Source organism: Erythrobacter sp. HKB08, from assembly GCF_004114695.1.
GTDB lineage: Bacteria > Pseudomonadota > Alphaproteobacteria > Sphingomonadales > Sphingomonadaceae > Parerythrobacter_A.
Genome location: NZ_CP035310.1, coordinates 127581 through 153675, shown reverse-complemented (window position 1 = coordinate 153675; position 26095 = coordinate 127581). Strand labels below are relative to the sequence as shown.

Here is a 26095-nt window from a genome sequence, read left to right as displayed (position 1 = left end):
GCTCAGGCAGCTCCCGCATCGTCGAAGCGCGAACCGTCCTTCCGCCGCTGCTCCCCGATTTCGGCGGAAAGGTGCATGTCGATATCCGGATAGTGGCAATCGGTCGCGGCAGGCTTGCCGATCACGACATAGGAACACGGCGCATCGCTGCGGTTCTGCAGGACATGGCCGTTGCCGTCGTTCTTCGGGAATGCCGCGATATCGCCCGGCAGCATGAGCGTGTCGCCATTGTCGTCGACTAAGACCGCCTCGCCCGAAATCATGACGAGCAGCTCATCTTCGCCTTCGTGCCAGTGGCGCTGGGCCGACCACGCACCGGGCTTGAGGACGACGTGGCTCGCGCCGAAATCCTCGATCCCGCTCGCCGGGGCGAGCCGCCGGTACCACCGCTCCTGCACGACATCGGCATAGCAGGCAGGATAGCCGGTCGCATTGGTTTGCGGGATCGCATCGAGATCGAGCTTGGGCATCGGCAATTTCTCCTGCTAGGCGCTTGCATCATGACCGAAGTCGCAAGCCTCGCCAATCGCCTGATCGAAGCGCCGAGCGTTACGCCGGCCACCGGCCTTGTATTCGACGTGATGGAAGCGATGCTCGCCCCGCTCGGGTTCGAGATACACCGCTTCACGCGCGGAGAGGGCGATCCCGGCAGCGAGGAAGCTCCGGTCGAGAACCTCTTCGCCATTCGCCGCGGTCCCGAAGGCAGCAAGCACTTCTCCTTCGCGGGCCATCTCGACGTGGTCCCGCCGGGCGATGGCTGGACCAGCGCGCCGTTTGCGCCCGAAGTTCGCGGAGAACTGCTCCATGGCCGGGGCGCGGTCGACATGAAGGGCGCGATCGCCTGCATGGTCAAAGCGGTGAAGCACGTGCCGCAGGACGCGGGCACGATCAGCTTCATCATCACCGGCGACGAGGAAGGCCCCGCGCTGCACGGCACGCGCGCTCTCATCGATTACATGAACGAGCAGGGCATCCGGCCGGACCTGTGCCTCGTCGGCGAGCCGACCTCGGTCAACCGGCTGGGGGACATGATGAAGATCGGCCGTCGCGGCTCGGTCAATATCTGGCTGACGGTCGAGGGCACGCAGGGCCACGTCGCCTATCCGCATCTCGCCGACAATCCGCTTCCCAAGCTGGTCGCGATGCTCGCCGAACTCGACGCGCTCGATCTCGACCACGGCACGGACTGGTTCCAGCCGTCCAATCTCGAGATTACCGAGATCGAGGTCGGCAATCCGGCGCACAACGTCATTCCCGCGAAGGCGAGGGCGCGCATCTCGATCCGCTTCAACGACCTGCACTCGGGTGCGAGCCTGTCGGAACGGGTCGGATCGATCGCGGAAAAGCACGGCGGCAGCGCGCTGCCGATCATTTCGGGCGAGCCGTTCCTCACACCGCCGGGCGAGTTCTCGCAGATCATCGCCGATGCGGTGAAGGCGGAAACCGGGATCGAACCCGAAGCTTCGACCTCCGGCGGCACCTCCGACGCTCGCTTCCTTCGCGCGGTCTGCCCGGTGATCGAATTCGGCCTGTGCAACGCAACCATGCACAAGACCGACGAAGCTGTAGCCTTGGCGGACCTGGATACGCTAAGCCGCATCTACACGCGTATCGCAAAAGCGGCGCTGGCAATGGACTGACAAGAGGGGGGTCGCCTGAATGCGCGCCTGGTTTGCAATTCCGCTGTGGCAGAGAGTGATCGCCGCGCTGGTGCTCGGCATCGCGGTCGGCTGGTTCTGGGGTCCGGGTGCGGAGAGCATCAAGATCATCGGCGACATCTTCGTCGCCTTCATCAAGATGCTGGTCGTCCCGCTGATCTTCTTCAGCCTCGTTGCAGGCGTCGCGAGTATCGGTGACCTGCGCAAGCTCGGCAGCGTCGGCTGGCGCGCGCTGCTCCTCTTCGTCGTGACCGGACAGATCGCGGTCTGGCTCGGCCTGTTCCTCGGCACGGTGATCCAGCCGGGCATCGGGGTCGATACCTCCTCGCTGCAAATCGGAGATCCGCCGCCGCCGAACGATACGACCTGGCGCGAAATGCTGCTCGGCATGGTCCCGCAGAGCCCGGTCCAGACCATGGCCGACGTCAACGTCCTGCCGCTGATCATCTTCTCGCTGCTGCTCGGCATCGGCATCCTGATGGCCAAGGACGAGGGCGCACCGGTCCAGAAGATCTTCGATAGCGGCGCGGTGGTGATGCAGAAGGTCACCATGATCGTGATGGAACTCACGCCCTTCGGCGTCTTCGCGCTGATGGCCTGGGTCGCCGGCACGCTCGGCCTCGACGCGCTCGGCGCGCTCGCCAAGCTGGTGGCGCTCAATTACCTCGGCTGCCTGCTGATCATCTTCGTCATGTATGCCGCAATGATCAAATTCCTCGCCAAGCTGCCGGTGATCGATTTCTTCCGCGGCATCATCGATGCGATTGCGGTCAGCTATTCGACCGCCAGCTCGAACGCGACGCTGCCGGTGACGCTGCGCTGTGCGGAGCGCAACCTCGGCGTGTCGAACTCGGTCGCGAGCTTCGTCATCTCGCTCGGCGCGACGATCAACATGAACGGCACCGCGATGTATCTCGGCCTTGCCACGCTGTTCGGCGCGCAGATCTTCGGCGTCGACCTCACCTGGGGGCAGTACTTCCTGATCTCGATCCTCGGCACGCTCGGCGCAGTCGGCGCGGCGGGCATCCCGGGCGCAGGGCTCATCATGATGGCGCTGGTCTTCGGCGCGGTCGGCGTGCCGCTCGAGACGATCGCCTTCGTCGCCGGTGTCGACCGGATCATGGACATGATGCGCACCACCACCAACGTCAGCGGCGACGCTGCGGTGGCGACGACGGTGGCGGTGATGACCGGCGAGATCGACCGCGAGGAAATGATCAGCGCGGACGATGTCTGATTATTGGCGAATTCGCTTAAAGACGAGGACGCTGACCCCGCTTAGAACGAGTGTCTGCCCGTCGTCGCTAATGCTGGCCGGGGGTTCGGCGAACATTGTCGCCTCGGCGCGCTCGACCAACTTCGGGTCGGTATCGAAGCGCGGGTGGCATCCTGCGGCAGTGACAATGGCGTTTCCGAGCTCAATCGTCTGACCCTTGATTTCGTAATCGGTCAGGAAAGAATTGCACTCGATCGCCCCTCTGACCTCGCCGTTCGCCCTGAAATCGAGGGAGATTGCATTGTCGATCGTTTTTCGATCAATCCGTGAAAGCTCCCACCGTCCGAGAATTGACGACTGATCAATCGGATTTGTCGCCTCGGACAGCGGCGTCATACATCCGCTGAGAAACATTGCGCCTAGAATGGCTGCAGCTTGAAATGCTTTCATATCAAGGGAATGCGCAACATCGCTCTTCGATCCAGAGCGATCTTCACCGCCCCTTGGGCTTCTCCAGCACTTTCTTGCGGTAGCTGCACAGGTCGACCACCGGGCAGCGCCAGCATTCCGGCGTGCGCGCCTTGCAGATGTAGCGGCCGTGCAGGATGAGCCAATGGTGTGCGTGCAGGCGAAACGGCTGCGGCACGCGCTTTTCGAGCTTCGCCTCGACAGCTTCCGGCGTCTTGCCCTTGGCGAGGCCGGTGCGATTGCCGACGCGCAGGATGTGCGTGTCGACCGCGAAGGTTTCCTGCTTGAACCAGCAGTTGAGCACGACATTCGCCGTCTTTCGCCCGACGCCCGGTAGCCGGACGAGATCGTCGCGCGTGTCCGGGACCTCGCCGCCATACTCGTCGATTAGCAGCTGGCTCAGCGCGATGACGTTCTTCGCCTTCGAGTTGAACAGGCCGATGGTCTTGATGTGCTCGGTCAGCCCTTCGAGGCCTAGGTCGAGCATCTGCTGCGGCGTCTTTACTTCGGCGAAGAGCTTGCGGGTCGCCTTGTTCACGCCGACGTCGGTCGCCTGCGCCGACAAAGCGACAGCGACCACCAGCTGGTAGCAATTGCCGTATTCGAGCTCGGTTTCCGGCTCGGGATTGTCCTCCGCGAGACGGCGGAAAAACTCGAAGATCTGGTCCTTGGTCATCGGGTGAGTGTCAGCGTATCCAGCGGATCATGTTGGGAAAGGAGACCGTTCCTTGTGCAAGGGCGGTCTGCAAATCGGCGGTCATGCCGTAATAGCCGAGCATCGGCGCGCCGATATAGTGGCCGGTGGCAAAACTCGTCTGCAGCTTTTTCGAGTCGCCGCGATAGCCGCCTTCGTGGAACAGGTTCTTGAGTTCCAGACCGCACTGCCGCGCGGCGGCGAATGACCAGGCGATCGCCATCATTTCATCGGTCGGATCGGGTTCAATCGGACCGAGGCTTGGGCGGATTTCCGGATCGGCGACGGCGATATGGCCGCCCTCATGCAGGATATCTCCCGGCCAGATTTCGACTTCGGGATCGACCAACAGCCGCCCTTCGATGATTGCGAGGCCATCGAGCAATTGAGTGTCGCCTTTTCCGTCCAGCCAGTCGACCTCGATCCCGACTTGCTCCAGGAATGCGAGGCAGGCCGCACCCGCTTCTTCACCGCCGCCTGCGGATTTCCAGCGGCATGCGGATGCAGTCACGGTGGCCGTCATTCGATCGGCGTGGAGCGCCGGGCGATTTCGTCGGCTTCCTTGAGCGCCTTGATCTCCTCGCGGCGGCGCTGCATCGAATCGCTGAATGCCGCGGCGAGGATACCCGTCGGCAGCGCGACCAGGGCGACACCCGACAGGGCGACGAAGGAGGCGACGATCTTGCCTTGCGCCGTCACCGGCGAGACGTCGCCATAGCCGACCGTCGTCAGCGTTATGACCGACCACCACAACGCGCGCGGGATCGAACCGAACGCCTCCGGCTGTTCCTTGCCCTCGATCCAGTAAAGCGCGCTCGCCCCGAACAGCATCAGGAAACCTGCCATGCACAAAGTGATGAGCAGGTCGTAGCGGCGCTCGTTGATCGAGCCCACGAGATAGCGCAGCGCTATCGAGAAGCGGGTGAGGCGGGCAAGCGCGAGGATGCGCATTACGCGCAGCATCCTGAGGAAGGCCGAATTCTCGAACAGGAGCGGCGTGAAGATCGACGCGATGATGACGAGATCGAGCAGCCCGAGCGGTGAGAATACGAACCGCAACCGCGCGACCGTCGGGCTGAAGTTGGGTGTGGCTTCCGGCGCAGTCCACAGGCGCAGGCCGTATTCGAGCAAGAAGATCGCGCCGGCGCAGACCTCGAACCAGAAGAACTCGCGCTCGTAATCGTCGACCAGGCCGGGTTCGGTGTGGAGGATCGCGCCGACCGAAGCGACGACGACCACGACGATGATGATCTTGTTGAAGAAGGACAGGCCTTCGATGTTGCGCGCGCGCGGATCGATGTGGGCGAAGACCTTCGCGCGAAGAGTGTCCTGTCTGACAGGACCGATGGTCAAAGGCCCAAAACGTCGGCCATGGCGTAACGTCCCCCCGGCTTGCCGATCAGCCATGCGGCGGCGGTAATCGCCCCGCGAGCGAAGATCATGCGATTCTCCGCGCTGTGTGCAAGGGTTATGCGCTCTTCCTCGCCCGCGAAGATCACCGAATGCTCGCCCGCGACAGTCCCGCCGCGCAGCGCCGCAAAGCCGATCGCGCCGCGCGCCCGGGCACCGGTATGGCCGTCGCGCCCGCTCTCGCTGTTGTCGGCAAGGTCGATCCCGCGCCCCTCCGCGGCCGCTTCGCCGAGCAGCTTGGCAGTGCCCGAGGGTGCGTCGACCTTCATCCGGTGATGCATCTCGACGATTTCGATATCCCAGTCGTCGCCGAGCTTGCTCGCCGCCTCGCGCACCAGGTGCGAAAGCAGGTTCACGCCGAGCGAGGTATTGCCGGTCTGCAGGATGGGCACGCAGCGCGCGGCATCGTCGATCGCGCGAAAATGGCGTTCTTCCAGACCGGTCGTGCCGATCAGGATGGGAATACCTGCGCCGATTGCTGCGTGGAGATTGGCTTCGAGTGCCGCCGGTGCGGAAAAATCGACCAGCGCATCGCTCTTGTCGGCGAGCCGGGCGACATCGCCGCCCTTGTCGACCCCGCCAGCGACTTCGTGTCCCGCACCCTCGATTGCCCGCGCGAGCGCATGCCCCATGCGTCCCTCGCTGCCGATGATGCCGATCCGCGCCATTGCACTCCCCATTCCCAGGTGCTTGATGGCATGCATGGCAGAGATTTCCAGCATCGTCATCCTCACCGGGGCGGGGATATCCGCAGAAAGCGGCATCGATACCTTCAGGGACGCAGGCGGGCTGTGGGAGCAGCACAGGGTGGAGGATGTCGCGACGCCAGAGGGCTTTGCGCGCGATCCCGACCTTGTGCTGGGCTTCTACGACTTGCGGCGCAAGGCGCTAGCCGGGGTTCAGCCCAATCCGGCGCATGAGGCACTGGCGAGGCTCGATGCCGAATTTTCCGGCGAACTTCTGATCGTGACCCAGAACGTCGACAACCTGCACGAACGCGCCGGTGCTCGCCGTGTGCTGCATATGCATGGCGAGCTGAAGAGCGCGCTGTGCACCGCATGCGAGATGCGCTCGCCCTGGGATGCGGCCATGTCGGACCGCCCGCCGTGCCCGGTGTGCCAGGCGCCCTCGCTTCGGCCCGACGTCGTCTGGTTCGGCGAAATGCCCTACCAGATGGACCGCATCTATTCCGCGCTGCGCGGCGCGGACCTGTTCGTCAGCATCGGCACCTCGGGCGCGGTCTATCCGGCAGCAGGCTTCGTGCGTGATGCGAGGGAGCTCGGTGTGCGGACCCTCGAACTCAATCTGGAACGCAGCGAAGGCTCGCACTGGTTCCACGAATCGCGGCAGGGGCGCGCGGGCGAGCTCGTGCCGACATGGGTGGACGAAATCCTAGGGCGCGGTTGAGCTTCGCGGAATCACCCCTTCGGCGAATGGTTCGCTGCCGGAGTAATAGGTCAGGCCGTATCCGTTATCGAATGCGCCGAAGACGATCGATAGCGCGGGGTATTCGGCGTGTTGCTGCCCGTAGAGCGGGGTGGATACGTAGCGCACGCTCAGGCTGTCCACGATGCATTCGATCAGCGCGCGATCTTCCGCGCCGTCGCCCACGATGTAGCGGCCGCCCATGTCGAAGCCGAAAATGGTGGTCCACGCATCGGTGGCAACCGGATGATCGTCTTCGCACTCCTCGATCTGGTCGCGCTGGTATGCCTCGTAGAAATACGGGAGCACTGCATTGCCCGCGAGGAACAGGAACAGGCCGACGACCACGATGGCGATGCCCCCGAAGATGATCTTCGGCGTGCCATCCGGCTGGTAGCTCACGGGTTGCCGCAGCTCTTGCAGTCCGGGTCCTTCTGGATCGTGAGCGTGCGCATGGTGGCCTTCATCCCGTCGAGGATGTGGAGCCGGCCCCATTGCGGATCGCCGAATGCTGCCTTGCCATCGAGCAATACGCGCACCGCCTGCATCGCGGCGAAGGTGCCGGCCCATCCGGCCATCGCGCCGAGCATGCCGTCTTCGGCGCAGGTGTCGCAGTCCTCGGCATCGAAGGCGTCGCCGACGAAGCACCGGTAGCAGGCCTGTTCTTCAAGATGGCCCGCAAAGGCGCCGACCTGCCCCTGGAAGCGGCCGACCGCAGCGGAAAGCAGCGGGACGCCAGCCTTCACGCAGGCATCGGAGACCGCGAGGCGGGTCGCGAAATTGTCGGTCCCGTCGAGCACGAGGTCGGCGCTTCCCATCAACTCGCCCGCATTATCGGCGGTGATGCGCCGGTCGCTGATCGTCACCCGCAGCGAGCGGTCGAAATTCTGCACCCAGCGGCGCGCCGCGACCGCCTTGCCATGGTCGACGTCTCGTTCGGAAAAGAGCGTCTGGCGCTGGAGGTTGCTCGCATCGACCGTGTCGCTGTCGACCAGCGTCAGCCGTCCGATGCCGGCGCCTGCGAGATACTGCAGCACAGGCGAACCGATTCCGCCGAGGCCGACGATCACGACGTGGCTGTCGACCAGCGCGGCCTGGCCCGCACCGCCGATTTCCGGCAGCACGATATGGCGCGCAAAGCGGTCGAGACGCTCGGGAGACAAGCTCATTTCGCAGCTGTTGGCGGTTTTTTCGTCGCGCCTCAAGCGCCGGCGTTCGCATTCGCTCACTTGGCTATCCTCGCGGCTCGGTAGGCGCTGCGGGCGGGCGGTCGCCCTTGCGGCCTGCCGGCGGCAGTCCGGACACAGACGCACTGTCGACAGCCCTGTGGGCAGGGCTGTCGATCAGCAGTGCATTGCTTGTGCTCTATGAGTGGGCGCGATCCCGAAGAGCCGTCAGCTTTCGAGCTGACGCAGCAGGCTGCGCACATCGCCGTCCATATCGGCATCGCGCTGGCGCAGGTCCTCGATCAGGCGCACCGCGTGGATGACCGTCGAGTGATCCCTTCCGCCGAACTTGCGCCCGATTTCCGGGTAGCTGCGCGGGGTCAGGACCTTGGAGAGATACATCGCCACCTGGCGCGGGCGCACGACAGCGCGGGCGCGGCGCTTGGACGACATCTCGCTGCGATCGATGCGATAGAACTGGCACACGGTGCGCTGGATCTCGTCGATCGTGATGCGGCGGCGATTGGCCGAGAGGATGTCGGTCAGCTGGTCCTCGGCGAGGCCGAGGCTAACTTCCTGGCCGGTCAGCTGGGCATAGGCGATCAGCTTGTTGAGGCCGCCGACCAGCTCGCGGACGTTGCGCGTGATGGTGCGGGCGAGGAATTCGATGACGTCTTCGGGAACCTCGAGCGGTGCGAACTTGGTCAGCTTCGATTCGAGAATCTTGCGGCGCAGCTCGATATCGGCTGCCTGGATGTCGGCGACGAGGCCCATCGACAGGCGCGAGAGAAGGCGCGGTTCGACCCCGTCGAGAGCCTGCGGTGCGCGGTCGGCAGCGAAGACCAGTCGCTTGCCCTCTGCGAGCAGCGCATCGATCGTGTAGAGCAGCTCTTCCTGGGCGCTCGCCTTGCCGATGATGAACTGGATGTCGTCCACCAGCAGCAGGTCGAAGCTGCGCAGGCGCGCCTTGAACTCGATCATCTGGTTGGCTTTGAGCGCCTGGACGAATTCGACCATGAAGCGCTCGGCGCTGCAGTAGAAGATGCGCGCACGCGGATGGGCGCCGAGATAGGCGTGGCCGATCGCGTGCAGCAGGTGCGTCTTGCCCTGGCCGGTCGCGGCCTTGAGATAGAGCGGCGAGAACTGCGGCTGTTCGGTTGCCGCCATGCGCTGTGCGGCATTGCAGCCGAGAATGTTGGTCTCGCCGGTCACGAAGGCCGCAAAGGTCAGCGACGGGTCGAGGCCGACCGAGGAGGTGAAGCCTGCATCGCCGAGATTGGCTGCGCTCACCGCGATCATCGAAGTGTCGCCGCCGTCGTTGGCCGCGCGCGGACCGTTGCCGAGGTTGAGGTCGTTCAGCTTGCGACGGCCAGGGTGAACCGAGATGCGCACCGTGCGCACTTCGCTGCGAGCGATCTTCCATGCGAGCGAGAGGCGATCGGCGAATCGGTCCTGCACCCAGTTCGCGCTGAACTCGGTCGGCAGGTAAAGGTCGAGCGTGCCGGTTTCGCGGCACAGGCCGCCGACCTGGATCGGCTTGATCCACTGGCTGTGAAGCTGGTGACCGAGATCCTTGCGCAGGCCCTGGCTGATATCAGCCCAGTCGGCTGCCAGGTTCACGGCTTCCATATCTTCCATTTCGTCCTTGCCAGCCTTGCGCCGCGCCGGTCCCGACGCCGAACTCTTGTTCGCCATGTAAACTCACCCCAACAATCCGACCCGCCGCCGGCTTATTATCCCCCGTGCGGACACAGCTTCGCCATTGCCCGGAATCGATGAATCCGGGAGGGGTGCGTCCGCGATTATGTAAGAGCACCGACCGTCCAGCTCAGTGCTTGGAGAGCCTTTATGAACCACTGGCGAAGAGTCGCAAGTGGGGATGGCGCAAAAAATCTGAAATAATTCTATTGACTCGCCGCAACCCCGCAGACTTGCGTTTAACAGGCTGTTTACTCTGCGAAATTGCGGTTTCGAGCCTGCGAATCGCGGGACTTCCTAGAGTTTTTGTTTCAGTTCGGGGACTCTTCGCGCTGCAGCATGCACGCAGCAAAAGGGCCGACGGAAAACCGCCGGCCCTTTTGGCTATGCAAAGTTACGGAGGAAGCCCCCCGCAAGACGAATCAGAGAGCAGCGACTCGCTTGCTGAGTCGGCTCATCTTGCGCGCTGCGGTGTTCTTGTGCAGCACGCCGCGAGCGACGCCGCGAGCCATTTCCGGCTGGGCGTTCTTGAGAGCTTCCGCAGCAGCGGCCTTGTCGCCACCTTCGATCGCGGTCTCGACCTTCTTCACGAAGTTGCGGATGCGGCTCATGCGCGCACCGTTGATCTCGGCGCGGCGGTTGTTGCGGCGGATGCGCTTCTTGGCTTGCGGCGTATTGGCCATGTTCGTCCTTGTTTCTCGGCCGTCCTTGCACGACCGGATGATCTGTCTGCTATCTCGGAAACGACGGATACCCGTCGGAAAGCGCGCCACATAGGGTGGCAAGCGCGAATCGTCAAGCAAAACGCCCTATCGCTGGCACCTCGGGCAGAACCAGGTGCTGCGACCGCCCTGCACGATGCGGCGGATAGTCCCGCCATCGTCGCGGTGGCAAGCTTCGCCTTCGCGGCCATAGACATCGAATCGGGTGGCGAAATAGCCGAGCTCGCCATCGGGCCTCGCATAGTCGCGCAGGCTCGAGCCGCCATCCTCGATCGACTGGGTGAGCACTTCGCGGATCGCGGGCACGAGCCGTTCGAGCGCGGGCTTCGAAACCTTGCCGGCGGCCTTGCGCGGATGGATGCCCGCCCGCCACAGCGCCTCGCATACATATATATTGCCGAGCCCGGCGACGATCCGCTGGTCGAGCAGCATCAGCTTGATCGCCTGCCTGCGATCCTTGAGCACCGCCTTGAGGTAGCCGGCCGACAGTTCGGTGCCGAGCGGTTCGGGGCCCATGCCGGCAAAGCTCGGCCAGTCGGAAAGCGAATCGCTTGCGACCAGGTCGACCCATCCGAAGCGTCGCGGATCGCATAGCGCGAAGCGGTGGCCTGCCGTCTCGACGACGAAGTGGTCGTGCTTGTCATCCTCCTCCGGATCGATTCGCCAGCGCCCGCTCATGCCGAGGTGGAAGACCAGCGTCTGGTCGCGGTCGGTGTGTATGAGGCCGAACTTGGCGCGCCGCCCGAGGCCGGTGACCCGCGCCCCTGTCAGCATCTGCACGAGGTCGGGCGGGAAAGGGCGACGCATGTCGGGCCGGTTGACCTGCGCACGCACGATGGTCTCGCCATCGAGGAACCGGGCGAGACCGCGGACCGTTGTTTCGACTTCAGGTAGTTCGGGCATGGGATGGCTCCCTTAACACCCTTTGCCCGCCTCGCAATTCCTCCTAAGGCGCAGGCCATGAACGACAAGGTATCCTTCGGCTACGAAGACGTCGCCCCGGACGAGAAGACCCAGCGCGTCGGCGCGGTCTTTTCCAGCGTTGCCGCAAAATACGACATCATGAACGATGCGATGTCGGCCGGCATGCACCGTTTGTGGAAGGACCGCTTCGTGCGCCGGGTCAAACCGCAGCCGGGCGAGGCGATCCTCGACATGGCAGGCGGCACGGGCGACATCGCCTTCCGCATGGCCGAGCGCGGTGCGCGCGTGACCGTATCGGACATCAACCAGGACATGCTCGACGTCGGCATCGAACGCGCAATGGATCGCGGCCTCGATAGCCTCGTCTGGTCGCGCCAGAATGCGGAGGAACTGACATTCTCCTCGCGCAGCTTCGATGCCTACACGATCGCCTTCGGCATCCGGAACGTGACGCATATCGACAAGGCGCTGGCCGAGGCGCACCGCGTCTTGAAGCATGGCGGGCGATTCTACTGCCTCGAGTTTTCGACCACGACCTGGCCGGGCTTCAAGGAAGTGTACGATCTCTATTCGCACAAGCTGATGCCGCAGATGGGCAAGATCATCGCGCAGGACGAGGACAGCTATCGCTATCTCGCCGAATCGATCCGCCGCTTCCCGAAGATGCACGAATTCGAGGCGATGATCCGCCAGGCCGGTTTCACCAGGACCAAGGTCGAGCCGATCCTGGGCGGGGCCGTCGCGATCCATTCGGGATGGAAGATCTGATCGCGTGACCAAGCCTGCCACGCATATCTTCCGGCTTCTCAAATGGGGCCGCACGCTCGCGCGGCACGGCGCGCTGCGCGGGATCGAGCGCGATGCCAATACGCCGGGGCCGGTCAAGCGCCTCGCGCGGATCGCACGCTTCGGCACGATGCAGCCGCGCACGCCCGACTATGCGAGTGCATTCCGCGACATCGGCCCGGCTGCGATCAAGCTCGGCCAGTCGCTCGCGACCCGGCCCGACCTCGTCGGCGAGGAAGCGGCGCGCAATCTGCTCAGCCTGCAGGACAATTTGCCGCCGGTCGATTTCGAGAAGATCCGCACCTCGATCGAGACGAGCTTCGACCAGCCGCTCGAAAACCTGTTCTCCGAATTCGACCCCGAGCCGGTGGGCGCGGCCTCGATCGCGCAAGTCCACCGCGCCGTGACCACCGAGGGCAAGCAGGTAGCGGTCAAAGTCCTGCGCCCCGGCATTCGAGAGCGTTTCGCGCGCGATATCCAGACCTACCACTGGGCCGCTGCGCACCTCGAAGCGATGGGCGGCGAAGCCCAGCGCCTGCGTCCGCGCCTGACCATCGCCAATTTCGAACGCTGGACCAATCGCGAGCTCGACCTGAGGCGCGAGGCGGCCTCGGCTTCCGAGCTTGCCGAGGCGATGACCGCGGTCGACGGATACGAAGTTCCCGCAATCGACTGGGACCGGACCAATGGCCGGGTGATGACTGTCGAGTGGGTCGACGGGATCAAGATTTCCAATCGCGAGGCGCTGATCGCGGCCGGGCACGACCTGCCCGAGCTTGCCGAGCGGCTGGTGCTCGCTTTCCTGCGCCAGGCGATCAGTGCGGGCTTCTTCCATGCCGACATGCACCAGGGGAACCTGTTCGTGCGCGCGGACGGGACGATCGTCGCGATCGATTTCGGCATCATGGGCCGCATCGACCGGCGCGCGCGCCAATGGCTGGCGGAAATCCTCTACGGCCTGACCACCGGCAATTATCGCCGCGTCGCCGAAATCCATTTCGAAGCGCAATATGTGCCTAGCTACCACTCGGTCGAAGAGTTCGCGACTGCACTGCGCGCCGTAGGCGAGCCGATGCGCGGCAAGCCGGTCAGCGAATTGTCGGTCGGCCAGATGCTTGACGGGCTGTTCGCGATCACCCGCGACTTCGACATGCAGACCCAGCCGCACCTCCTGCTGCTGCAAAAGACCATGGTGATGGTCGAAGGCATCGCGACCCAGCTCAATCCCGAGATCAACATGTGGGATGTTTCCGCGCCCTATGTGCGCAGCTGGATTCGCGACGAGCTCGGCCCGGAAGCAGCGATTGCGGAGAAGATCCGCGAAGACACGCAGACGTTGCTGCGCCTGCCAGACCTCATCCGCCGCATTGAGGACCGCTACCCGCCCAAGGGCGGCGCGCCCGAGCCGCCGCCGCTGCCCGAAGTCGAGCTGATGTGGCAGCGCCGCGAGCGTCGCGGGCGAGGCTTGCTCGGCTATCTGGTCGCGGCGCTGGCAGGTGGTGGCGCAGTGGCCGCCGCCCTCATGTCAGGCTGGATCGGCTAGCATATCGTCGCGGTGCGGCAGTACGCGGCTCGCGATCAGCAGCACGATTACCGTCAGCGCCTCGACCACCATCGGGAGCCAGAAGCCTTCGGTCGTTCCGTCGGCGAAGATGCTGATGAAGCGGCCGAGCAGGGCGATGCCGAACATCGCTGCCGGGAACAGCAGCACGGTCCCGTTGCGGAACCAGGCGCCCAGCATCATGCACACGGCCGAGACGACGAAGAAAGCGGTCATGTCTGCGCGGATCGCGGCGAGGCCCGTGCTGTTGTCCGCGTGAATGCCGAAGCCTTCCGCGCTGGTGGCCGGATCGAACAGGAAGCCGAGCCCCGTCACCAGGAAGAATATCCCGCCGAGGAATATCAGCGCGGTCAGTACCAGTCTCATGTTAGCGTCTCCCCCTTTGTTTTCTGCCAAAGGTTTACAGCCGGGTAAGCATGATGCGCCAGAGAAATCGTAACCAAGGCGCGGCAGGTCTGGCGGGCATTGCAAGTGCGCGTTAGGCTGCGCAACATGGTTAACCAGGGCGTGGGCCCAAAAGGGGATTAGTCGACAATGAGTTTCGGGTGCCGGTTGGCCCGGCTGGAACAGGCGTGAGCGCGTGAGCGACAACGCATCCCCCCGTATCCTGCTCGTCGTGGGTGGCGGCATCGCGGCCTATAAGGCGTGCGAGCTCGTCCGGCTGATCCGCAAGGGTGGCGGCTCGGTGACCTGCGTGGTGACCGAAGGCGGCCAGCAGTTCGTCACGCCGATGGCGCTTGCCGCGCTGAGCGAGAACCCGGTCTACACGACTCTGTGGGACCTCAAGAACGAGGCGGAGATGGGCCATATCCAGCTCAGCCGCGAAGCCGATCTCGTCGTCGTCTGCCCCGCGACTGCCGACCTGATGGCCAAGATGAGCGCCGGGATCGCCGACGATCTTGCAACCACGCTGATCCTCGCGACCGACAAGCCGGTCATGGCCGTGCCTGCAATGAACGTGCGCATGTGGCAGCACGAGGCGACGCAGCGCAATGTCGCCTGGCTACAGCAGGCGGGCGTTCACGTGATCGATCCCGACACCGGCCCGATGGCTTGCGGCGAATTCGGCCCCGGCCGCCTGCCCGATCCGGAAATCATCTGGGCGGAAATCGCCGCCCATTTCGGCATCGCTGCCGACTGCGAACCGGTCGAGGCCAATCCCTTCGTCGAAACGCTCGAATCCGAAGAGCTTGGCGAGATCGAGGAAGAGGCCGAAGCCGGCGAAGTTCTCGAGCCGAATGCGAAGACCGGCGGGCTTGGCGGCCTCCTGTCCTCGCTGATTTCACGCACGACGCCCAAGCGTTCGCAGGACGAGCTCGATGCCCAGTGGGAAGAGGTCGAGGCGCCCGAAGAGCTGCCCGAGACCGAAGCCGAAGAAGCGCTCGAGGACATGCCCGATGCCGGCGAAGAGCCGCTGCCCGAACCGGCAGGCGGCCTGCTCGCGAGCAAGGGTTCGGCTGCCAGCGCGCCGCCGACCGATCCCGAGGCGATCAACCACACGGTCAGCACGGGCGCTGGCGATGCCGCGCCGCAGCCGATCGCGGGTGATATCCAGCCGATCCAGGTCGGCTACGACGATTTCGATCCGCTCGAAGGCCAACCCGAATTCGACACCGACATCGAGCACCGCCCGCTTTACGGCAAGCACGTGCTCGTCACCGCAGGCCCGACGCACGAGCCGATCGACCCGGTGCGCTATCTCGCCAACCGGTCGAGCGGCAAGCAGGGTTTTGCCATCGCCGCCGCTGCCGCCGCTCAGGGCGCGCGCGTGACGCTTATCTCCGGCCCGGTCCATCTCGAGACCCCGCCGGGCGTCGACCGGATCGACGTCGAATCCGCGCGCGAGATGGCCGACGAGGTGAAGAAGGCGCTCCCGGTAGACGTGGCGATCATGGCCGCGGCGGTCGCCGACTGGCGAACCAAGGACTACCAGGGCGAGAAGATGAAGAAGCGCGGCGCTGCCCCGCCCGCACTCATGCTCACCGAGAACCCCGACATTCTCGCCACCGTGGCAGCCGGCGGCAAGCGTCCGCCGCTGCTGATCGGCTTCGCGGCCGAGACCGAGAATGTGGTCGAGAACGCCAAGACGAAGCTCAAGCGCAAGGGTGTGGACTGGATCGTCGCGAATGACGTATCGGGTGACGTGATGGGCGGCGCGAACAACGCGGTGAAGATCGTCACCGCGAAACGCGTCGAACATCTCGACGAAATGCCCAAGCAGGCGGTCGCTCGCGAGCTGATCGACCGCGTGGCAGCAGCGCTGGAGAATATCGAGGATGACGACTGAATCCGTACCCGTGCAGGTCAAGAGGCTTGAGCACGGGGAGGGGTTGGAGCTGCCACGCTACGCCACCGCAGGCGCAGCGGGCATGGACGTGCTCTCGGCCGAGGACATCGTGCTCGAACCGGGCATGCGCCATGCGGTCGCTACCGGCCTCGCGATGGCGATTCCCGAAGGTTATGAAATCCAGGTCCGCCCGCGCTCGGGCCTTGCGCTCAAGCATGGGGTGACAGTGCCCAACACGCCCGGCACGATCGACAGCGATTATCGCGGCGAGCTCAAGATCATCATGATCAACCACGGGGCAGAGCCGTTCCCCATCAAGCGCGGCGAACGCGTGGCCCAGCTGGTCCTCGCGCCGGTGACGCAGGCGGCATGGACCGAAGTCGACACGCTTGACGATACCGCGCGCGGCAGCGGCGGCTTCGGGTCGACGGGGCGCTAGCCCTTGCCCGGCCTCGGCGGCATCGGTCCCGGTTTCGCACTGCTGGCGCTCGCCGCGCTGGCGGTGTGGATCGTCATCCTCGTCTGGCTTGCGAGCTGGATTATCGCGCGGCTGCGCCATCGCAATGGCTGGGACGCGCTGGACTGGCGCACGATCCTCATTCCCTTCGTTTCGCTCACTGCGGCAATCCACCTCGGGAACTACCTGCTCGACCTCGTCGATCGGGCAGTGTCGGGCGGATCGGGCGAGCTGCCGCTACGCTTTCCGAGTGCATTCCTGATCGGGTCCGTCGCGATCGGCGTCGGGATCGCCGCGATCCGCTCGCGGCGGGGCTAGGACGGGTTCAGGGCAGGGCCCACCTGACAGCCGTCGCGTAACTTCCCGCAACCAGTCGCGCCTCGCTGTCCGTAGGCGGATCGAAGCGGGCCTTTTTCGACAAGAGCAGGCAGGTGCGCTCGTCGAGCACATTCGAGCCACTCGATTCGAGGATCCTGCAATCGGTAACCCGCCCGCGCGGATCGACTTCGAGGCTCACGCGCACGCGGCCTTCGATGCCTTCGCGCAAGGCTTGCACCGGGTAGTCGCCCGGCCCGATCCACCGACCCGGCGTGAGCGGCTTGAGCGGACGATTGGGCTCGAACGGGCCTTCGAGGTCCGGCTCTGCAATTTGCAGTAGGAGAGACGGAGGCGGAGGCATCATCGGTCTCGGGATCTGGAAATTGGCCGCAGTCGGGCTCAGGTCCGAAACACAGTCGTTCAACTTGCCGAGAGCTGCGTAGCTTCCCGTGAGCGAGAAGCGCGCCACAGCCTCTTGCTCCAGCCGCAACTCCATGGCCCGCGCGCGCCGGAAGCGCTCGGCCAGTGGATCACCGAGAGTATAGAGAAGCTTGTATTTGCTGGCGTGCATCGGAAGGAAATCCGCCACCTCGTCATCGAAGGCGAGCCGGAAATCGGACCTCGTTACCGGGGCGCCGTCATCCTCGGCCAAGCGGATTGCGAATTCCGCCCTGCCGGACTTGTACAGCGTGATCGCGACATCTCTTCCGTCGGCATCGGCCGCGCTGTCGAGCCGGCAAGCGAAGCCGTACGACCGGACCGTCCAGTCGCCCACCTGCGCATAGGGAGGCTCCTCTTGCGGGACTTCGGCTGCGACCTGCGACGTCGAAACCAGCGCGAGAAGTGCCAAAAGATGCTTCATTTGCAGGGGGATGCCTCTCGTTCGACAGTCCGTCAAAGAAAAAGGGCGGCCCCGTAATGGAGCCGCCCTCTTCGTTCCCGTCCAGGGGAGTATCCGGTCAGTCGATCCGGCGGACCTTCTTTTCTTCCGGCTTGATCGAGATGCGCAGCGTCTCGCCCGAATTGCCCGGGAAGTCGGTGAACATCGCGTCGACCAGGTTCGGCACGAGATAGCCGAGGCGGTTCGAAAGCGAGAGGGCCTGCGCCTTGCCTTCGAACAGGCGCTTGCCGTCGGCGTTGTCGATCTTCAGGTCGATGCCGCTCGTGTAGACGGTGTAGCTGGTGACATCGCGGTCATTGAACCACGGATCGCGAAAGCCGTAACCCCAGGCCCGCGTCGGGACATAGGTCATGCGGTAGCCGCGACGGGTCCGATAATAGACTGGGCGATAGCCGTACCAACTGTCGTAGAACGGGTCGCGGAAGCCGGTCGAACGAATGCGTTCGCGGCCATTGTCGACGCCGTAGTCGAAACGAACGAGCAGGCTCGCGGTCTCGGGGGACACGGCCTGCGTGTAGCCGAGACGCTCCATCTGCGCTTCGACGAGATCGGCATATTGCGCGAACTCGAGGCCGCCGGCGAGGGCCGGATCGTCGGCCACGACGGCAAAAGTCTGGCCTGCGGGTGCCGGAAGCTCGCTCTGGAAGCGGGAGACGTCGGCCTTGAACGGAGTGGCGCAGGCAGCGAGGCCGGCGAGCACGAAAGGCACGGCGGCAAGCTTGAGCGCGCGTCCCCACTTGCGGGGAGTGAAATCGGTCATCGGGTTTGCCCTTTCCCTAAAGGAAACACACAGCATGCGCCTCCCCTCGAAACACCACGCTGTCATTGATGCGCGCAGTTGTAAAGCACGGCTGCTGAACCGGCTTTGAACGACAAAACTGATAAATGTCAGGCCTGTGAGCGATTTAGGCGAACGAACTTAACCTCTGACCAGCCCGAGAGCGCGGTAGGCGGCATCGAGCGTCGGGGTGCCGAGTTCGCGCGCCTTGGCAGCGCCGCGAGCGAGGATCGCGTCGAGCGATTCCCGGTCTTCCTTCAGCTCGCGGAAACGCTGCGAAATCGGAGCGAGCGTTTCGACCAGGGCTTCACCGAGTGCCGGCTTGAACTTGCCGAAACCTTCGCCGCCGAATTCGCCCAGAACATCGTCGACGCTGCGACCGGTAATCGCGCCGAAGATCGAGACGAGGTTGAGCGCTTCCGCCCGGTCCTCGAGCCCCTTCGCCTCGGAAGGCAGCGGTTCGGGATCGGTCTTCGCCTTCTTGATCTTCTTCATGATCGTGTCGGCATCGTCGGCGAGGTTGATGCGGCTCATTTCCGACGGGTCGGACTTGCTCATCTTCGCGCTGCCGTCGCGCAGGCTCATGATCCGCGCGGCTTCCGGCGGGATGAAGGGTTCGGGCAGGGTGAAGACCGGCGCTTCTTCCGAAGCGAAGTCGTTGTTGAACTTCTGCGCGATGTCGCGGGCAAGCTCGAGATGCTGCTTCTGGTCCTCGCCCACCGGCACGTGGGTCGCCTGGTAGAGCAGCACGTCGGCGGCCTGCAGGACGGGGTAGGAGAACAGCGCGACCGACTGGCCCTCGCGGTTCTTGCCTGCCTTGTCCTTCCACTGCGTCATGCGGTTGAGCCAGCCCATCCGCGCGGTGCCCATCAGCAGCCACTGCAGCTCGCTATGCGCAGGAACCTGTGCCTGGTTGAACAGGATGGAGCGGTCGGGATCGATCCCGCAAGCGACCAGCGCTGCGGTCATTTCCAGCGTATTCGCCGCCAGCTCGGCCGGCTCGTGCGGCATGGAGATCGCGTGCAGGTCGGCGAGGAAGAACAGGCACTCGCTGCCTTCCTCCATCTCGTCCTGCATCTTCACCCAGTTGCGGATCGCACCGAGGTAGTTGCCGAGATGAAGGTTGCCGGTTGGCTGGATGCCGGAGACGACGCGCATGAGTATTCCTGTGATTTATCCCTGGCGGCGCATTAGGCGCTGGATGGTCGCTTTGTCGAGGACGCCAAGCGCCATGGCGGCAATCCCGTAGATCGCGATGCCCGCACCGACAAGGATCGCGAGGCCGAGCGCCTTCTCGCCCACCGTGCCGACGAACCACGGGTCGATCCGTCCTGTCAGCCACCATAGCGCGACGCCCATCAGCGTGGCGGCAAGGACGATGCGCACGATGCGGCCAAGGATGCGCGGCGGCAGGCGGAAGAAACCCTTCCAGTGCAGGATCGCACCGAGCAGCATTATGTTGACCCATGCCCCGACCGATCCGGCGATCGCGAGGCCGAGTACCTGGAAGCGCGGGACGAGGACGATGTTGAGCGCGACCGTGACGACGAGGCTTGCCGCAGCCGTGTAGACCGGCGTGCGCGTGTCCTTGCGGGCGAAGAAGTTGGGCGTGAGAACCTTGACCAGCACATAGGCGGGAAGGCCGATGACAAGGCCCGAAACGACCATGCCGGTGACCGCGGCGTCTTCCTGCGTGAAGGCCTGCCCTGCCATGAAGACGCGTACGAAAGCGGTGCCGGTGAAGAACAGCGCCACGGCGCAGGGGACGGTCAGCAGCATCGCAAGCTCGATCGCATTGGACTGGAGGCGCGACGCTTCCTCGTCCTCGCCGCGCCCGAGGAAGCGCGAGAGGGCGGGCAGGATCGCGGTGCCGAGAGCGATGCCGATGATGCCGAGCGGAAGCTGGTTCCAGCGATCGGCCATCTGCAGATAGGTGTAGCTCCCGACCGGCAGGGTCGAGAGGAAGAACAGGTCGATGAAGCGGCTGATCTGGTAGACGCCCGCGCCGAAGATGGCCGGGACGACGAGCACGCCCAGTTCCTTCACCCCCTTGGTGATGCGCGGCGCTCCGAGCGACAGGCGGAAGCCCGCGCGGTGCATGAAGATGCCCAGCCACAGCACCTGCAGCAGGCCCGAAACCGATAGCGCGACCGCCATCCACTGCGCCGTCTCGCGCCGCGCGGCAATGCCGGGATCGAGCGTCGCGCCATAGATCAGCGCGGTGATGAGGCAGATGTTGAGCAGGATCGGTGCCGCGGCCGCTGCCGCGAAGCGCGACAGGGAATTGAGCACGGCCGCAATCAATGTCGCGAGGCTCATGAACAGGAGGTAGGGGAAGGTGATCCGCGCCATGGTGATCGCGACTTCGAGCGCGTCGCCATCCTCAGCGAGGCCCTCGGGCGCGAAATACTCGACCACCCACGGCATGACGATCAGCGCAAGCGCGCCGAAGACGATCAGGATCGGTAGCAGCACGGCAAGCACGCTCTCGGCGAATTGCCGTGCCTCGCTGACGTCGCCGTCCTCATTCATCCGCCGGTTGAACAGCGGGACGAAGGCGCTCGCAAAAGCGCCCTCGGCGAACAGGCGGCGAAAAATATTGGGCAGCATGAAGGCGAGCTGCCAGGCATCGCCCATCGCCGTTGCGCCGAGCACGCGGGCGATGAGGATGTCGCGGACGAAACCGAAGACGCGGCTGACCGCAGTCAGCCCGCCGATGGTCCCGACATTCTTGATCAGGCTCATGATGCGAGCCGGTTCATGCTGCGCGCGAGCTCGCTAGCGGCCCGGTGCTCAGGCGTCGCCGGCGGGCGCGCCCTGGGCAGCAGCCTGTGCCTGCTGGGCCTGGAGGCGCTGGACGTAAAGGCCGTTGAAGTCGATCGGATCAAGCACCAGCGGCTGGTAGCCGGCATCGCGAGTCGCATCGGCAATGACGCGGCGCGCGAAGGGGAACAGCAGGCGCGGCGCTTCGGCGTAGAGAAACGCGTGGGCCTGGTCTTCCGGCAGGTTGCGCATGCCGACGAGGCCGCAATAGGACAGTTCGATCAGGTAGATGCTGCCCTGTTCGGCCTTGGCGTTGACGTTGATCTTGAGTTCGACCTCGTGGATCTCGTCGTTCACCTGGTTCGCGCCGATGTTGAACTGCAGGTCGACCTGCGGCTTGTCCGTCCACTGGTAGGAATCGGGCGCGTGCGGGTTCTCGACCGACATGTCCTTGATATACTGCGAGATAACCCCGGCAACCGGCTGGTTGTCCGCGCCGTTCGGAGCGCCCTGGGAGTTGAGGTCGGTGAGGATGTCGCCTTCGTCGGCCATGGAATGCGTCTTTCGTTTCAATGCGAGTAGGTCGGCACCGCCCACGCAGCGCCCGTTCGCGGCGCGCCTAGCACCGCTCGCCGCGCCTCGCAATGCGCGAAGGACCTGTGCGACAGGGCGCAATCGAGGTGCGATGTTTCGCATCCGATCCACCCGTTGTTCATTTGTAATCCTTTCCTATTTAAGGCAGGTAGGAACAAGGCTGGTTGCGGTGAGTGGCCAGACTGGAAGGAAAGCAGGTTAGTCCACGTGATTTACGAGATCGTCATCCTCGCCATGATCGCCGCGTTTCTCGGCTTTCGGCTCTATTCCGTGCTTGGCCGCCGTGCCGAGCATGAAGAGGAATCGATCCCGACGCGCCTCGATCCGACCGTGACGGGCAGCAAGCCGATGCCCAAGGCGCCGCAAGCCGCGCAGCCTGCTTCGCAGGCGCAGCCCAACGCCTTCCCCGGCACCATGCCGGTGGTCGAGCAGGGCGTGCGCGCGATCGCTGCGGCCGACCGCACTTTCGACATCACCGGTTTCCTCGAAGGGGCCAAGGGTGCCTATTCCATGGTGCTCGAAGCCTTCTGGAAGGGCGACCGCGAAACCCTTCGCGAACTGTGCGACGATGACGTTTACCAGAGCTTCGATGCCGCGATTTCCGCGCGCGAAGATGCCGGCGAGGTTCTCGAGAACAAGCTGATCCGTATCGAGGAAGCGAAGATCGACCATGCCGAACTCGACGGCTCGATCGCCCGCGTGGCGGTGCTGTTCGTCGCCGATATCGCTGCGGTCACGCGCGACAAGGATGGCAACATGATCGCCGGCTCGCTCGACGATGCGATCGAAAGCCGCGACATCTGGACCTTCATGCGCGACGTGAAGTCCAGCGATCCCAACTGGCTGCTCGACGAAACCGACCAGGCCTGATCCCGCAATGCTTCGTGCCGCGCAGCGCCTGACGATCCTCGGCGCGGCGAGCGTGCTCGCAGCCTGCACCGTCATTCCCAAATCGACTGCGCCGGTGACCCCGCCGGTCGCGGCCAGTTCCGCCCTGCTGCTCGGCGTGGCGAGCGCGGGTTCGATCAATGCGCTCGGCATGGAGCGAGAGGATGCGCAGACGGGCCTCGCCTCCTTTCGCGAATCCTGCCGCTATGCCGAAAGCCGCGAGGACCGCTCGGGCCTGACTACGCCGGAAGACTGGCAGGCCGTGTGCGGCGCGGCGCGCAGCTTCTCCGGCGATCCGCGCAATTTCTTCGCCGCCTATTTCGAGCCGGTCCGCGTCGGCACGGGCGAAGCTTTCGCGACTGGATATTTCGAGCCCGAGATTCGCGGCTCGCGCACCCGGCGTCCCGGCTTCGATGCACCGGTCTACGGCATGCCGTCCGACCTCGAGCGCTGCTGGCGCGAGGATATCGCCGAAAGCGAACGCACAGGGCGTGCCCCGCTCAGCCGCAGGCTGCCCGACGGGCGCTGCGTCGAATATTTCACCCGCGCCGAGATCGAGGACGGCGCGCTCGAAGGGCGCGGGCTCGAGATCGCCTGGGCCGCCGATCCGGTCGAGCTGTTCTTCCTCCAGATCCAGGGTAGCGGGCGACTGGTGACGCCCGAGGGCGAGGTCATCCGCATCGGCTATGCCGGGCAGAACGGTCACGCCTACACCGGTATCGGCGGCGTCATGCGCGAACGCGGACTGCTCGGCGACGGGCCTGGCCAATATGCCGGTTCGATGCAGGGCATCATGCAATATATCCGGGAGAACCCGGCAGAGGGCCGCGACCTCATGCGGCTCAACGAAAGCTGGGTGTTCTTCCGCGAGCTGACCGGCGACGGCCCGCTCGGCTCGCTGGGCGTGCCGGTACGCGGCGAAAGCTCGGTCGCGGTCGATCCCAATTTCGTGCCCTATGGCGCGCCGGTCTGGCTCCGCCTCGACCGGCCGGAAGCCAACGGGTTGTGGATCGCGCAGGACACCGGCGGCGCGATAAAGGGCGCGAACCGGTTCGATACGTTCTGGGGTGCAGGCGAGCGCGCGCGCGAAGTTGCCGGCGGCATGAGCGGGCGCGGACAGGCGGTTATCCTCCTTCCCAAGAGCGCAGCCAGCCGTCTCAAGACACGATGAGTGCGCCGCGCGGCCTGACCGAAGAGGAAGCTGCCGCGTGGGAAAGGCTCGCGGCGAGCGTGACCCCGCTCGAAAGCCGCAGGCCGGTACGCGCCAAGCCAGTGCGCGAGCCATCCCATCCCGTGCCGCAGCCGTCCAAGCCGGTGATGCCGCAGCGTGAACCGCATTTTCGCGAATTGCTCGACCGTGGTATCGGGGCGAACCGCGGTCATGCGCGCAAGCCCGATCCCGTCCCGCTGCCTGACCGCAGGCCGGAACCCCTGCCCAAGCACGGGCTCGATTCCCATTGGGACCGCAAGCTCAAGAGCGGTCAGGCGGAACCCGACTTCTCGCTCGACCTGCACGGTCATTCGCTCGACGCGGCCTACAACCGGCTCGAAAGCGGACTGTTCCAGGCCAAAGCGATGGGCGCACGGCTGGTGCTGGTCGTGACCGGCAAGCCGCGCCCGGTCGATGCCGCCGATCGCGGATCGCGGCGCGGCGCAATCAGGGCGAAGATCCTCGACTGGCTCGCCGCCGGTCCTCACGGCGCGGACATTGCCGCCATACGAAAAGCGCACCGCCGCCACGGGGGCGAGGGTGCGCTTTATCTCGTGCTGAAGCGCAACCGCTAGGCGGCGACGCGTTCTTCCGCCGGCTGGGTGCGGATCAGGTAGTCGAAGGCGGACAGCGCGGCCTTCGAGCCTTCACCCATCGCGACGACGATCTGCTTGTAGGGCACGGTGGTGCAGTCGCCTGCGCCGAAGATACCCGGCAGGTTGGTCGCGCCTTCGACGTCGGTCTCGATCTCGCCGTACTGGCTGAGCGCGATGCCGCTGCCCTTCAGCCACTCGGTATTCGGGACGAGTCCGATCTGGACGAAGATGCCTTCGAGCTCGACCGTATGTTCCTCGCCGGTCTTTCGATCCTTGTAGACGAGGCCGTTGACGCGCTTGCCGTCGCCGGTGACTTCGGTCGTCTGCGCGGACTTGATGATGCGCACGTTGTCGAAGCTGGCGAGCTTGGCCTGCAGCACTTCGTCTGCGCGCAGGCGGTCGTCGAATTCGATCAGCGTGACGTGACCGACGATCTTGGCAAGGTCGATCGCCGCTTCGACGCCCGAATTGCCGCCGCCGATGACCGCGATGCGCTTGCCCTTGAACAGCGGGCCGTCGCAGTGCGGGCAGTAGGCCACGCCCTTGTTGCGATATTCCTGCTCGCCCGGCACCCCGAGATTGCGCCAGCGGGCGCCGGTGGCGAGAATGAGGCTGCGGGTCTTGAGCGACGCGCCATTGGTGAAGAGCACTTCGTGCATCCCGCCCGGCTCGCTTGCCGGGACGAGCTTTTCCGCCTGCAGGCGATCCATCATCTCGATGGCGTTCTCATTGACCTGCTGGCGCAGCTGTTCGGTCAGCTTCGGACCTTCGGTGTAAGGCGTACCGGCGAGGTTCTCGATGCCGAGCGTATCGTTGAGCTGGCCGCCGAAACGCTCCGCTGCGATGCCGGTGCGGAAACCCTTGCGCGCGGTGTAGATCGACGCCGAAACGCCGGCCGGGCCGCCACCGAGGACAAGCACTTCGAACGGCTCGGCTTCGTTGAGCTTGGCAGCCTCGCGCTCGCTCGCACCGCTGTCGAGCTGTGCGAGGATGTCGGCGAGGTCCATCTTGCCGTTGTAGAACAGCTCGCCGTTCAGGAAGGTCGAAGGCACGGCCATGATGTCGCGCGCGTCGACTTCGTCCTTGAAGGTGCCGCCTTCGATCAGCGTGGCGGTGATGCGCGGGTTGGTCAGCGCCATCAGCGTCAGTGCCTGCACCACGTCGGGGCAGTTGTGGCAGCTGAGAGAGAAATACATCTCGAACTCGAAGTCGCCTTCGAGACGCTCGATAGCTTCGAGCTGCTCCGCGTCGACCTTCGGCGGGTGGCCGCCCGCCCACAGCAGGGCGAGGACGAGCGAAGTGAATTCATGCCCCATCGGCAGGCCGGCAAAGCGCACCCACTTCTGCGCGTCCGACGCGCGGCGGATGATGAAGCTGGGCTTGCGCTCGTCGGTCCCGTCGAACTGGGCGGAGACCATGTCGTGCAGCTCGGCAATCTCGGTCAGGAGATCGCGCGTCTGCTGCGATTTCGCATCGTCGCCGAGCGAAGCGACCAGTTCGATCGGTTCGCGCAGGTTGGCGAGATACTGCTTGAGCTGCTGCTGCATGGTTGCGTCGAGCATGGCCATGGGGCGT

General features: G+C 64.8%; 29 protein-coding genes. 11 read left to right on the top strand and 18 right to left on the bottom strand.

Annotation, left to right across the window (positions count from 1 at the left end; translation table 11 throughout):
• Positions 1–2: 2 nt before the first annotated feature.
• Complete coding sequence (locus EO245_RS00750; protein ID WP_128891137.1) at positions 3–470, bottom strand: cupin domain-containing protein; 468 nt, start codon at positions 468–470, stop codon at positions 3–5.
• Positions 471–500: 30 nt separating this feature from the next.
• Between EO245_RS00750 and dapE the strand changes: the two genes are divergently transcribed.
• Positions 501–1640: a succinyl-diaminopimelate desuccinylase gene (gene dapE / locus EO245_RS00745; protein WP_128891136.1), complete on the top strand. Its 1140-nt coding sequence runs from the start codon at positions 501–503 to the stop codon at positions 1638–1640.
• Positions 1641–1659: 19 nt separating this feature from the next.
• Complete coding sequence (locus tag EO245_RS00740) at positions 1660–2895, top strand: dicarboxylate/amino acid:cation symporter (protein ID WP_128891135.1); 1236 nt, start codon at positions 1660–1662, stop codon at positions 2893–2895.
• Here EO245_RS00740 and EO245_RS00735 read toward each other — a convergent pair whose 3' ends face one another.
• From EO245_RS00735 to dapB, 5 genes are read right to left on the bottom strand one after another with little or no spacing between them, the layout of a single operon-like run.
• On the bottom strand, positions 2896–3324 hold the full coding sequence (locus EO245_RS00735) for an META domain-containing protein (protein WP_128891134.1): 429 nt from the start codon (positions 3322–3324) through the stop codon (positions 2896–2898).
• 43 nt (positions 3325–3367) lie between these two features.
• Positions 3368–4018, bottom strand: a complete 651-nt coding sequence (gene nth, locus EO245_RS00730; protein ID WP_128891133.1) for an endonuclease III — start codon at positions 4016–4018, stop codon at positions 3368–3370.
• Positions 4019–4028: 10 nt separating this feature from the next.
• Positions 4029–4547, bottom strand: a complete 519-nt coding sequence (locus tag EO245_RS00725; RefSeq protein ID WP_128891132.1) for a hypothetical protein — start codon at positions 4545–4547, stop codon at positions 4029–4031.
• Positions 4548–4555: 8 nt separating this feature from the next.
• Entirely contained in the window at positions 4556–5389 is an 834-nt protein-coding gene (locus EO245_RS00720) for an ion transporter (RefSeq protein ID WP_164931231.1), read from the bottom strand.
• Positions 5386–6114 carry a 4-hydroxy-tetrahydrodipicolinate reductase gene (gene dapB / locus EO245_RS00715; protein ID WP_128893397.1) on the bottom strand — a complete coding sequence of 243 codons (729 nt, stop codon included), beginning with the start codon at positions 6112–6114 and terminating at the stop codon, positions 5386–5388. Before dapB ends, EO245_RS00720 begins: the two co-directional genes overlap by 4 nt.
• 34 nt (positions 6115–6148) lie before the next feature.
• On the opposite strand from dapB, the gene EO245_RS00710 reads away from it, so the two are divergent.
• On the top strand, positions 6149–6853 hold the full coding sequence (locus tag EO245_RS00710) for an NAD-dependent deacylase (RefSeq protein ID WP_128891130.1): 705 nt from the start codon (positions 6149–6151) through the stop codon (positions 6851–6853).
• Here the strand turns inward: EO245_RS00710 and EO245_RS00705 are convergent.
• From EO245_RS00705 to mutM, 5 genes are all read right to left on the bottom strand, one after another.
• On the bottom strand, positions 6839–7273 hold the full coding sequence (locus EO245_RS00705) for a hypothetical protein (RefSeq protein ID WP_128891129.1): 435 nt from the start codon (positions 7271–7273) through the stop codon (positions 6839–6841). The two genes, EO245_RS00710 and EO245_RS00705, sit on opposite strands and share 15 nt — an antisense overlap.
• A complete protein-coding gene (locus tag EO245_RS00700; protein ID WP_199798663.1) occupies positions 7270–8040 on the bottom strand; it encodes a HesA/MoeB/ThiF family protein in 771 nt (256 codons plus the stop codon). The genes EO245_RS00705 and EO245_RS00700 overlap by 4 nt, the downstream gene beginning before the upstream one ends.
• A 225-nt stretch (positions 8041–8265) precedes the next feature.
• A complete protein-coding gene (gene dnaA, locus EO245_RS00695; protein ID WP_128891128.1) occupies positions 8266–9732 on the bottom strand; it encodes a chromosomal replication initiator protein DnaA in 1467 nt (488 codons plus the stop codon).
• Positions 9733–10157: 425 nt separating this feature from the next.
• The gene (gene rpsT / locus EO245_RS00690; RefSeq protein WP_128891127.1) at positions 10158–10418 is read right to left on the bottom strand and encodes a 30S ribosomal protein S20; all 261 of its coding nucleotides are present in this window, start codon (positions 10416–10418) and stop codon (positions 10158–10160) included.
• A 126-nt stretch (positions 10419–10544) separates the two neighbouring features.
• The gene (gene mutM / locus EO245_RS00685) at positions 10545–11360 is read right to left on the bottom strand and encodes a bifunctional DNA-formamidopyrimidine glycosylase/DNA-(apurinic or apyrimidinic site) lyase (protein ID WP_128891126.1); all 816 of its coding nucleotides are present in this window, start codon (positions 11358–11360) and stop codon (positions 10545–10547) included.
• Positions 11361–11417: 57 nt separating this feature from the next.
• Between mutM and ubiE the strand changes: the two genes are divergently transcribed.
• Complete coding sequence (gene ubiE / locus EO245_RS00680; protein ID WP_128891125.1) at positions 11418–12149, top strand: bifunctional demethylmenaquinone methyltransferase/2-methoxy-6-polyprenyl-1,4-benzoquinol methylase UbiE; 732 nt, start codon at positions 11418–11420, stop codon at positions 12147–12149.
• A gap of 4 nt (positions 12150–12153) precedes the next feature.
• A complete protein-coding gene (ubiB, locus tag EO245_RS00675; RefSeq protein ID WP_128891124.1) occupies positions 12154–13710 on the top strand; it encodes a 2-polyprenylphenol 6-hydroxylase in 1557 nt (518 codons plus the stop codon).
• Here ubiB and EO245_RS00670 read toward each other — a convergent pair.
• On the bottom strand, positions 13693–14094 hold the full coding sequence (locus EO245_RS00670; RefSeq protein WP_128891123.1) for a DUF4345 family protein: 402 nt from the start codon (positions 14092–14094) through the stop codon (positions 13693–13695). The genes ubiB and EO245_RS00670 overlap by 18 nt on opposite strands.
• 214 nt (positions 14095–14308) lie before the next feature.
• Between EO245_RS00670 and EO245_RS00665 the strand changes: the two genes are divergently transcribed.
• The 3 genes from EO245_RS00665 to EO245_RS00655 are packed head-to-tail and all read left to right on the top strand — an operon-like array spanning position 14309 to position 16790.
• On the top strand, positions 14309–16015 hold the full coding sequence (locus tag EO245_RS00665) for a phosphopantothenate--cysteine ligase family flavoprotein (RefSeq protein ID WP_128891122.1): 1707 nt from the start codon (positions 14309–14311) through the stop codon (positions 16013–16015).
• Positions 16005–16454 (top strand): dUTP diphosphatase, encoded by a 450-nt coding sequence (gene dut / locus EO245_RS00660; protein WP_128891121.1) that lies wholly within the window; start codon positions 16005–16007, stop codon positions 16452–16454. Before EO245_RS00665 ends, dut begins: the two co-directional genes overlap by 11 nt.
• 3 nt (positions 16455–16457) lie before the next feature.
• Positions 16458–16790 carry a hypothetical protein gene (locus tag EO245_RS00655; protein WP_128891120.1) on the top strand — a complete coding sequence of 111 codons (333 nt, stop codon included), beginning with the start codon at positions 16458–16460 and terminating at the stop codon, positions 16788–16790.
• Between the two features lie 7 nt (positions 16791–16797).
• Here EO245_RS00655 and EO245_RS00650 read toward each other — a convergent pair whose 3' ends face one another.
• From EO245_RS00650 to secB, 5 genes are all read right to left on the bottom strand, one after another.
• Positions 16798–17652: an energy transducer TonB gene (locus EO245_RS00650; RefSeq protein WP_128891119.1), complete on the bottom strand. Its 855-nt coding sequence runs from the start codon at positions 17650–17652 to the stop codon at positions 16798–16800.
• 97 nt (positions 17653–17749) lie between these two features.
• Positions 17750–18451, bottom strand: coding sequence for a DUF4136 domain-containing protein (locus tag EO245_RS00645; RefSeq protein ID WP_128891118.1), 702 nt, complete (start codon positions 18449–18451; stop codon positions 17750–17752).
• Positions 18452–18610: 159 nt separating this feature from the next.
• Complete coding sequence (trpS, locus tag EO245_RS00640; RefSeq protein WP_128891117.1) at positions 18611–19627, bottom strand: tryptophan--tRNA ligase; 1017 nt, start codon at positions 19625–19627, stop codon at positions 18611–18613.
• Positions 19628–19642: 15 nt separating this feature from the next.
• Positions 19643–21214, bottom strand: a complete 1572-nt coding sequence (murJ, locus tag EO245_RS00635; RefSeq protein ID WP_234026915.1) for a murein biosynthesis integral membrane protein MurJ — start codon at positions 21212–21214, stop codon at positions 19643–19645.
• Positions 21215–21262: 48 nt separating this feature from the next.
• A complete protein-coding gene (secB, locus tag EO245_RS00630) occupies positions 21263–21784 on the bottom strand; it encodes a protein-export chaperone SecB (RefSeq protein WP_128891115.1) in 522 nt (173 codons plus the stop codon).
• Positions 21785–22033: 249 nt separating this feature from the next.
• Here secB and EO245_RS00625 point away from each other — a divergent pair, with 249 nt between their 5' ends.
• The 3 genes from EO245_RS00625 to EO245_RS00615 are packed head-to-tail and all read left to right on the top strand — an operon-like array spanning position 22034 to position 24499.
• A complete protein-coding gene (locus EO245_RS00625; protein ID WP_199798662.1) occupies positions 22034–22696 on the top strand; it encodes a Tim44/TimA family putative adaptor protein in 663 nt (220 codons plus the stop codon).
• A 7-nt stretch (positions 22697–22703) separates the two neighbouring features.
• A complete protein-coding gene (locus EO245_RS00620) occupies positions 22704–23885 on the top strand; it encodes a murein transglycosylase A (RefSeq protein ID WP_128891114.1) in 1182 nt (393 codons plus the stop codon).
• Positions 23882–24499 (top strand): Smr/MutS family protein, encoded by a 618-nt coding sequence (locus tag EO245_RS00615; RefSeq protein ID WP_128891113.1) that lies wholly within the window; start codon positions 23882–23884, stop codon positions 24497–24499. Before EO245_RS00620 ends, EO245_RS00615 begins: the two co-directional genes overlap by 4 nt.
• On the opposite strand, the gene ahpF is transcribed toward EO245_RS00615, so the two are convergent.
• On the bottom strand, positions 24496–26082 hold the full coding sequence (gene ahpF, locus EO245_RS00610; RefSeq protein WP_128893394.1) for an alkyl hydroperoxide reductase subunit F: 1587 nt from the start codon (positions 26080–26082) through the stop codon (positions 24496–24498). The genes EO245_RS00615 and ahpF overlap by 4 nt on opposite strands.
• Positions 26083–26095 lie beyond the last annotated feature (13 nt).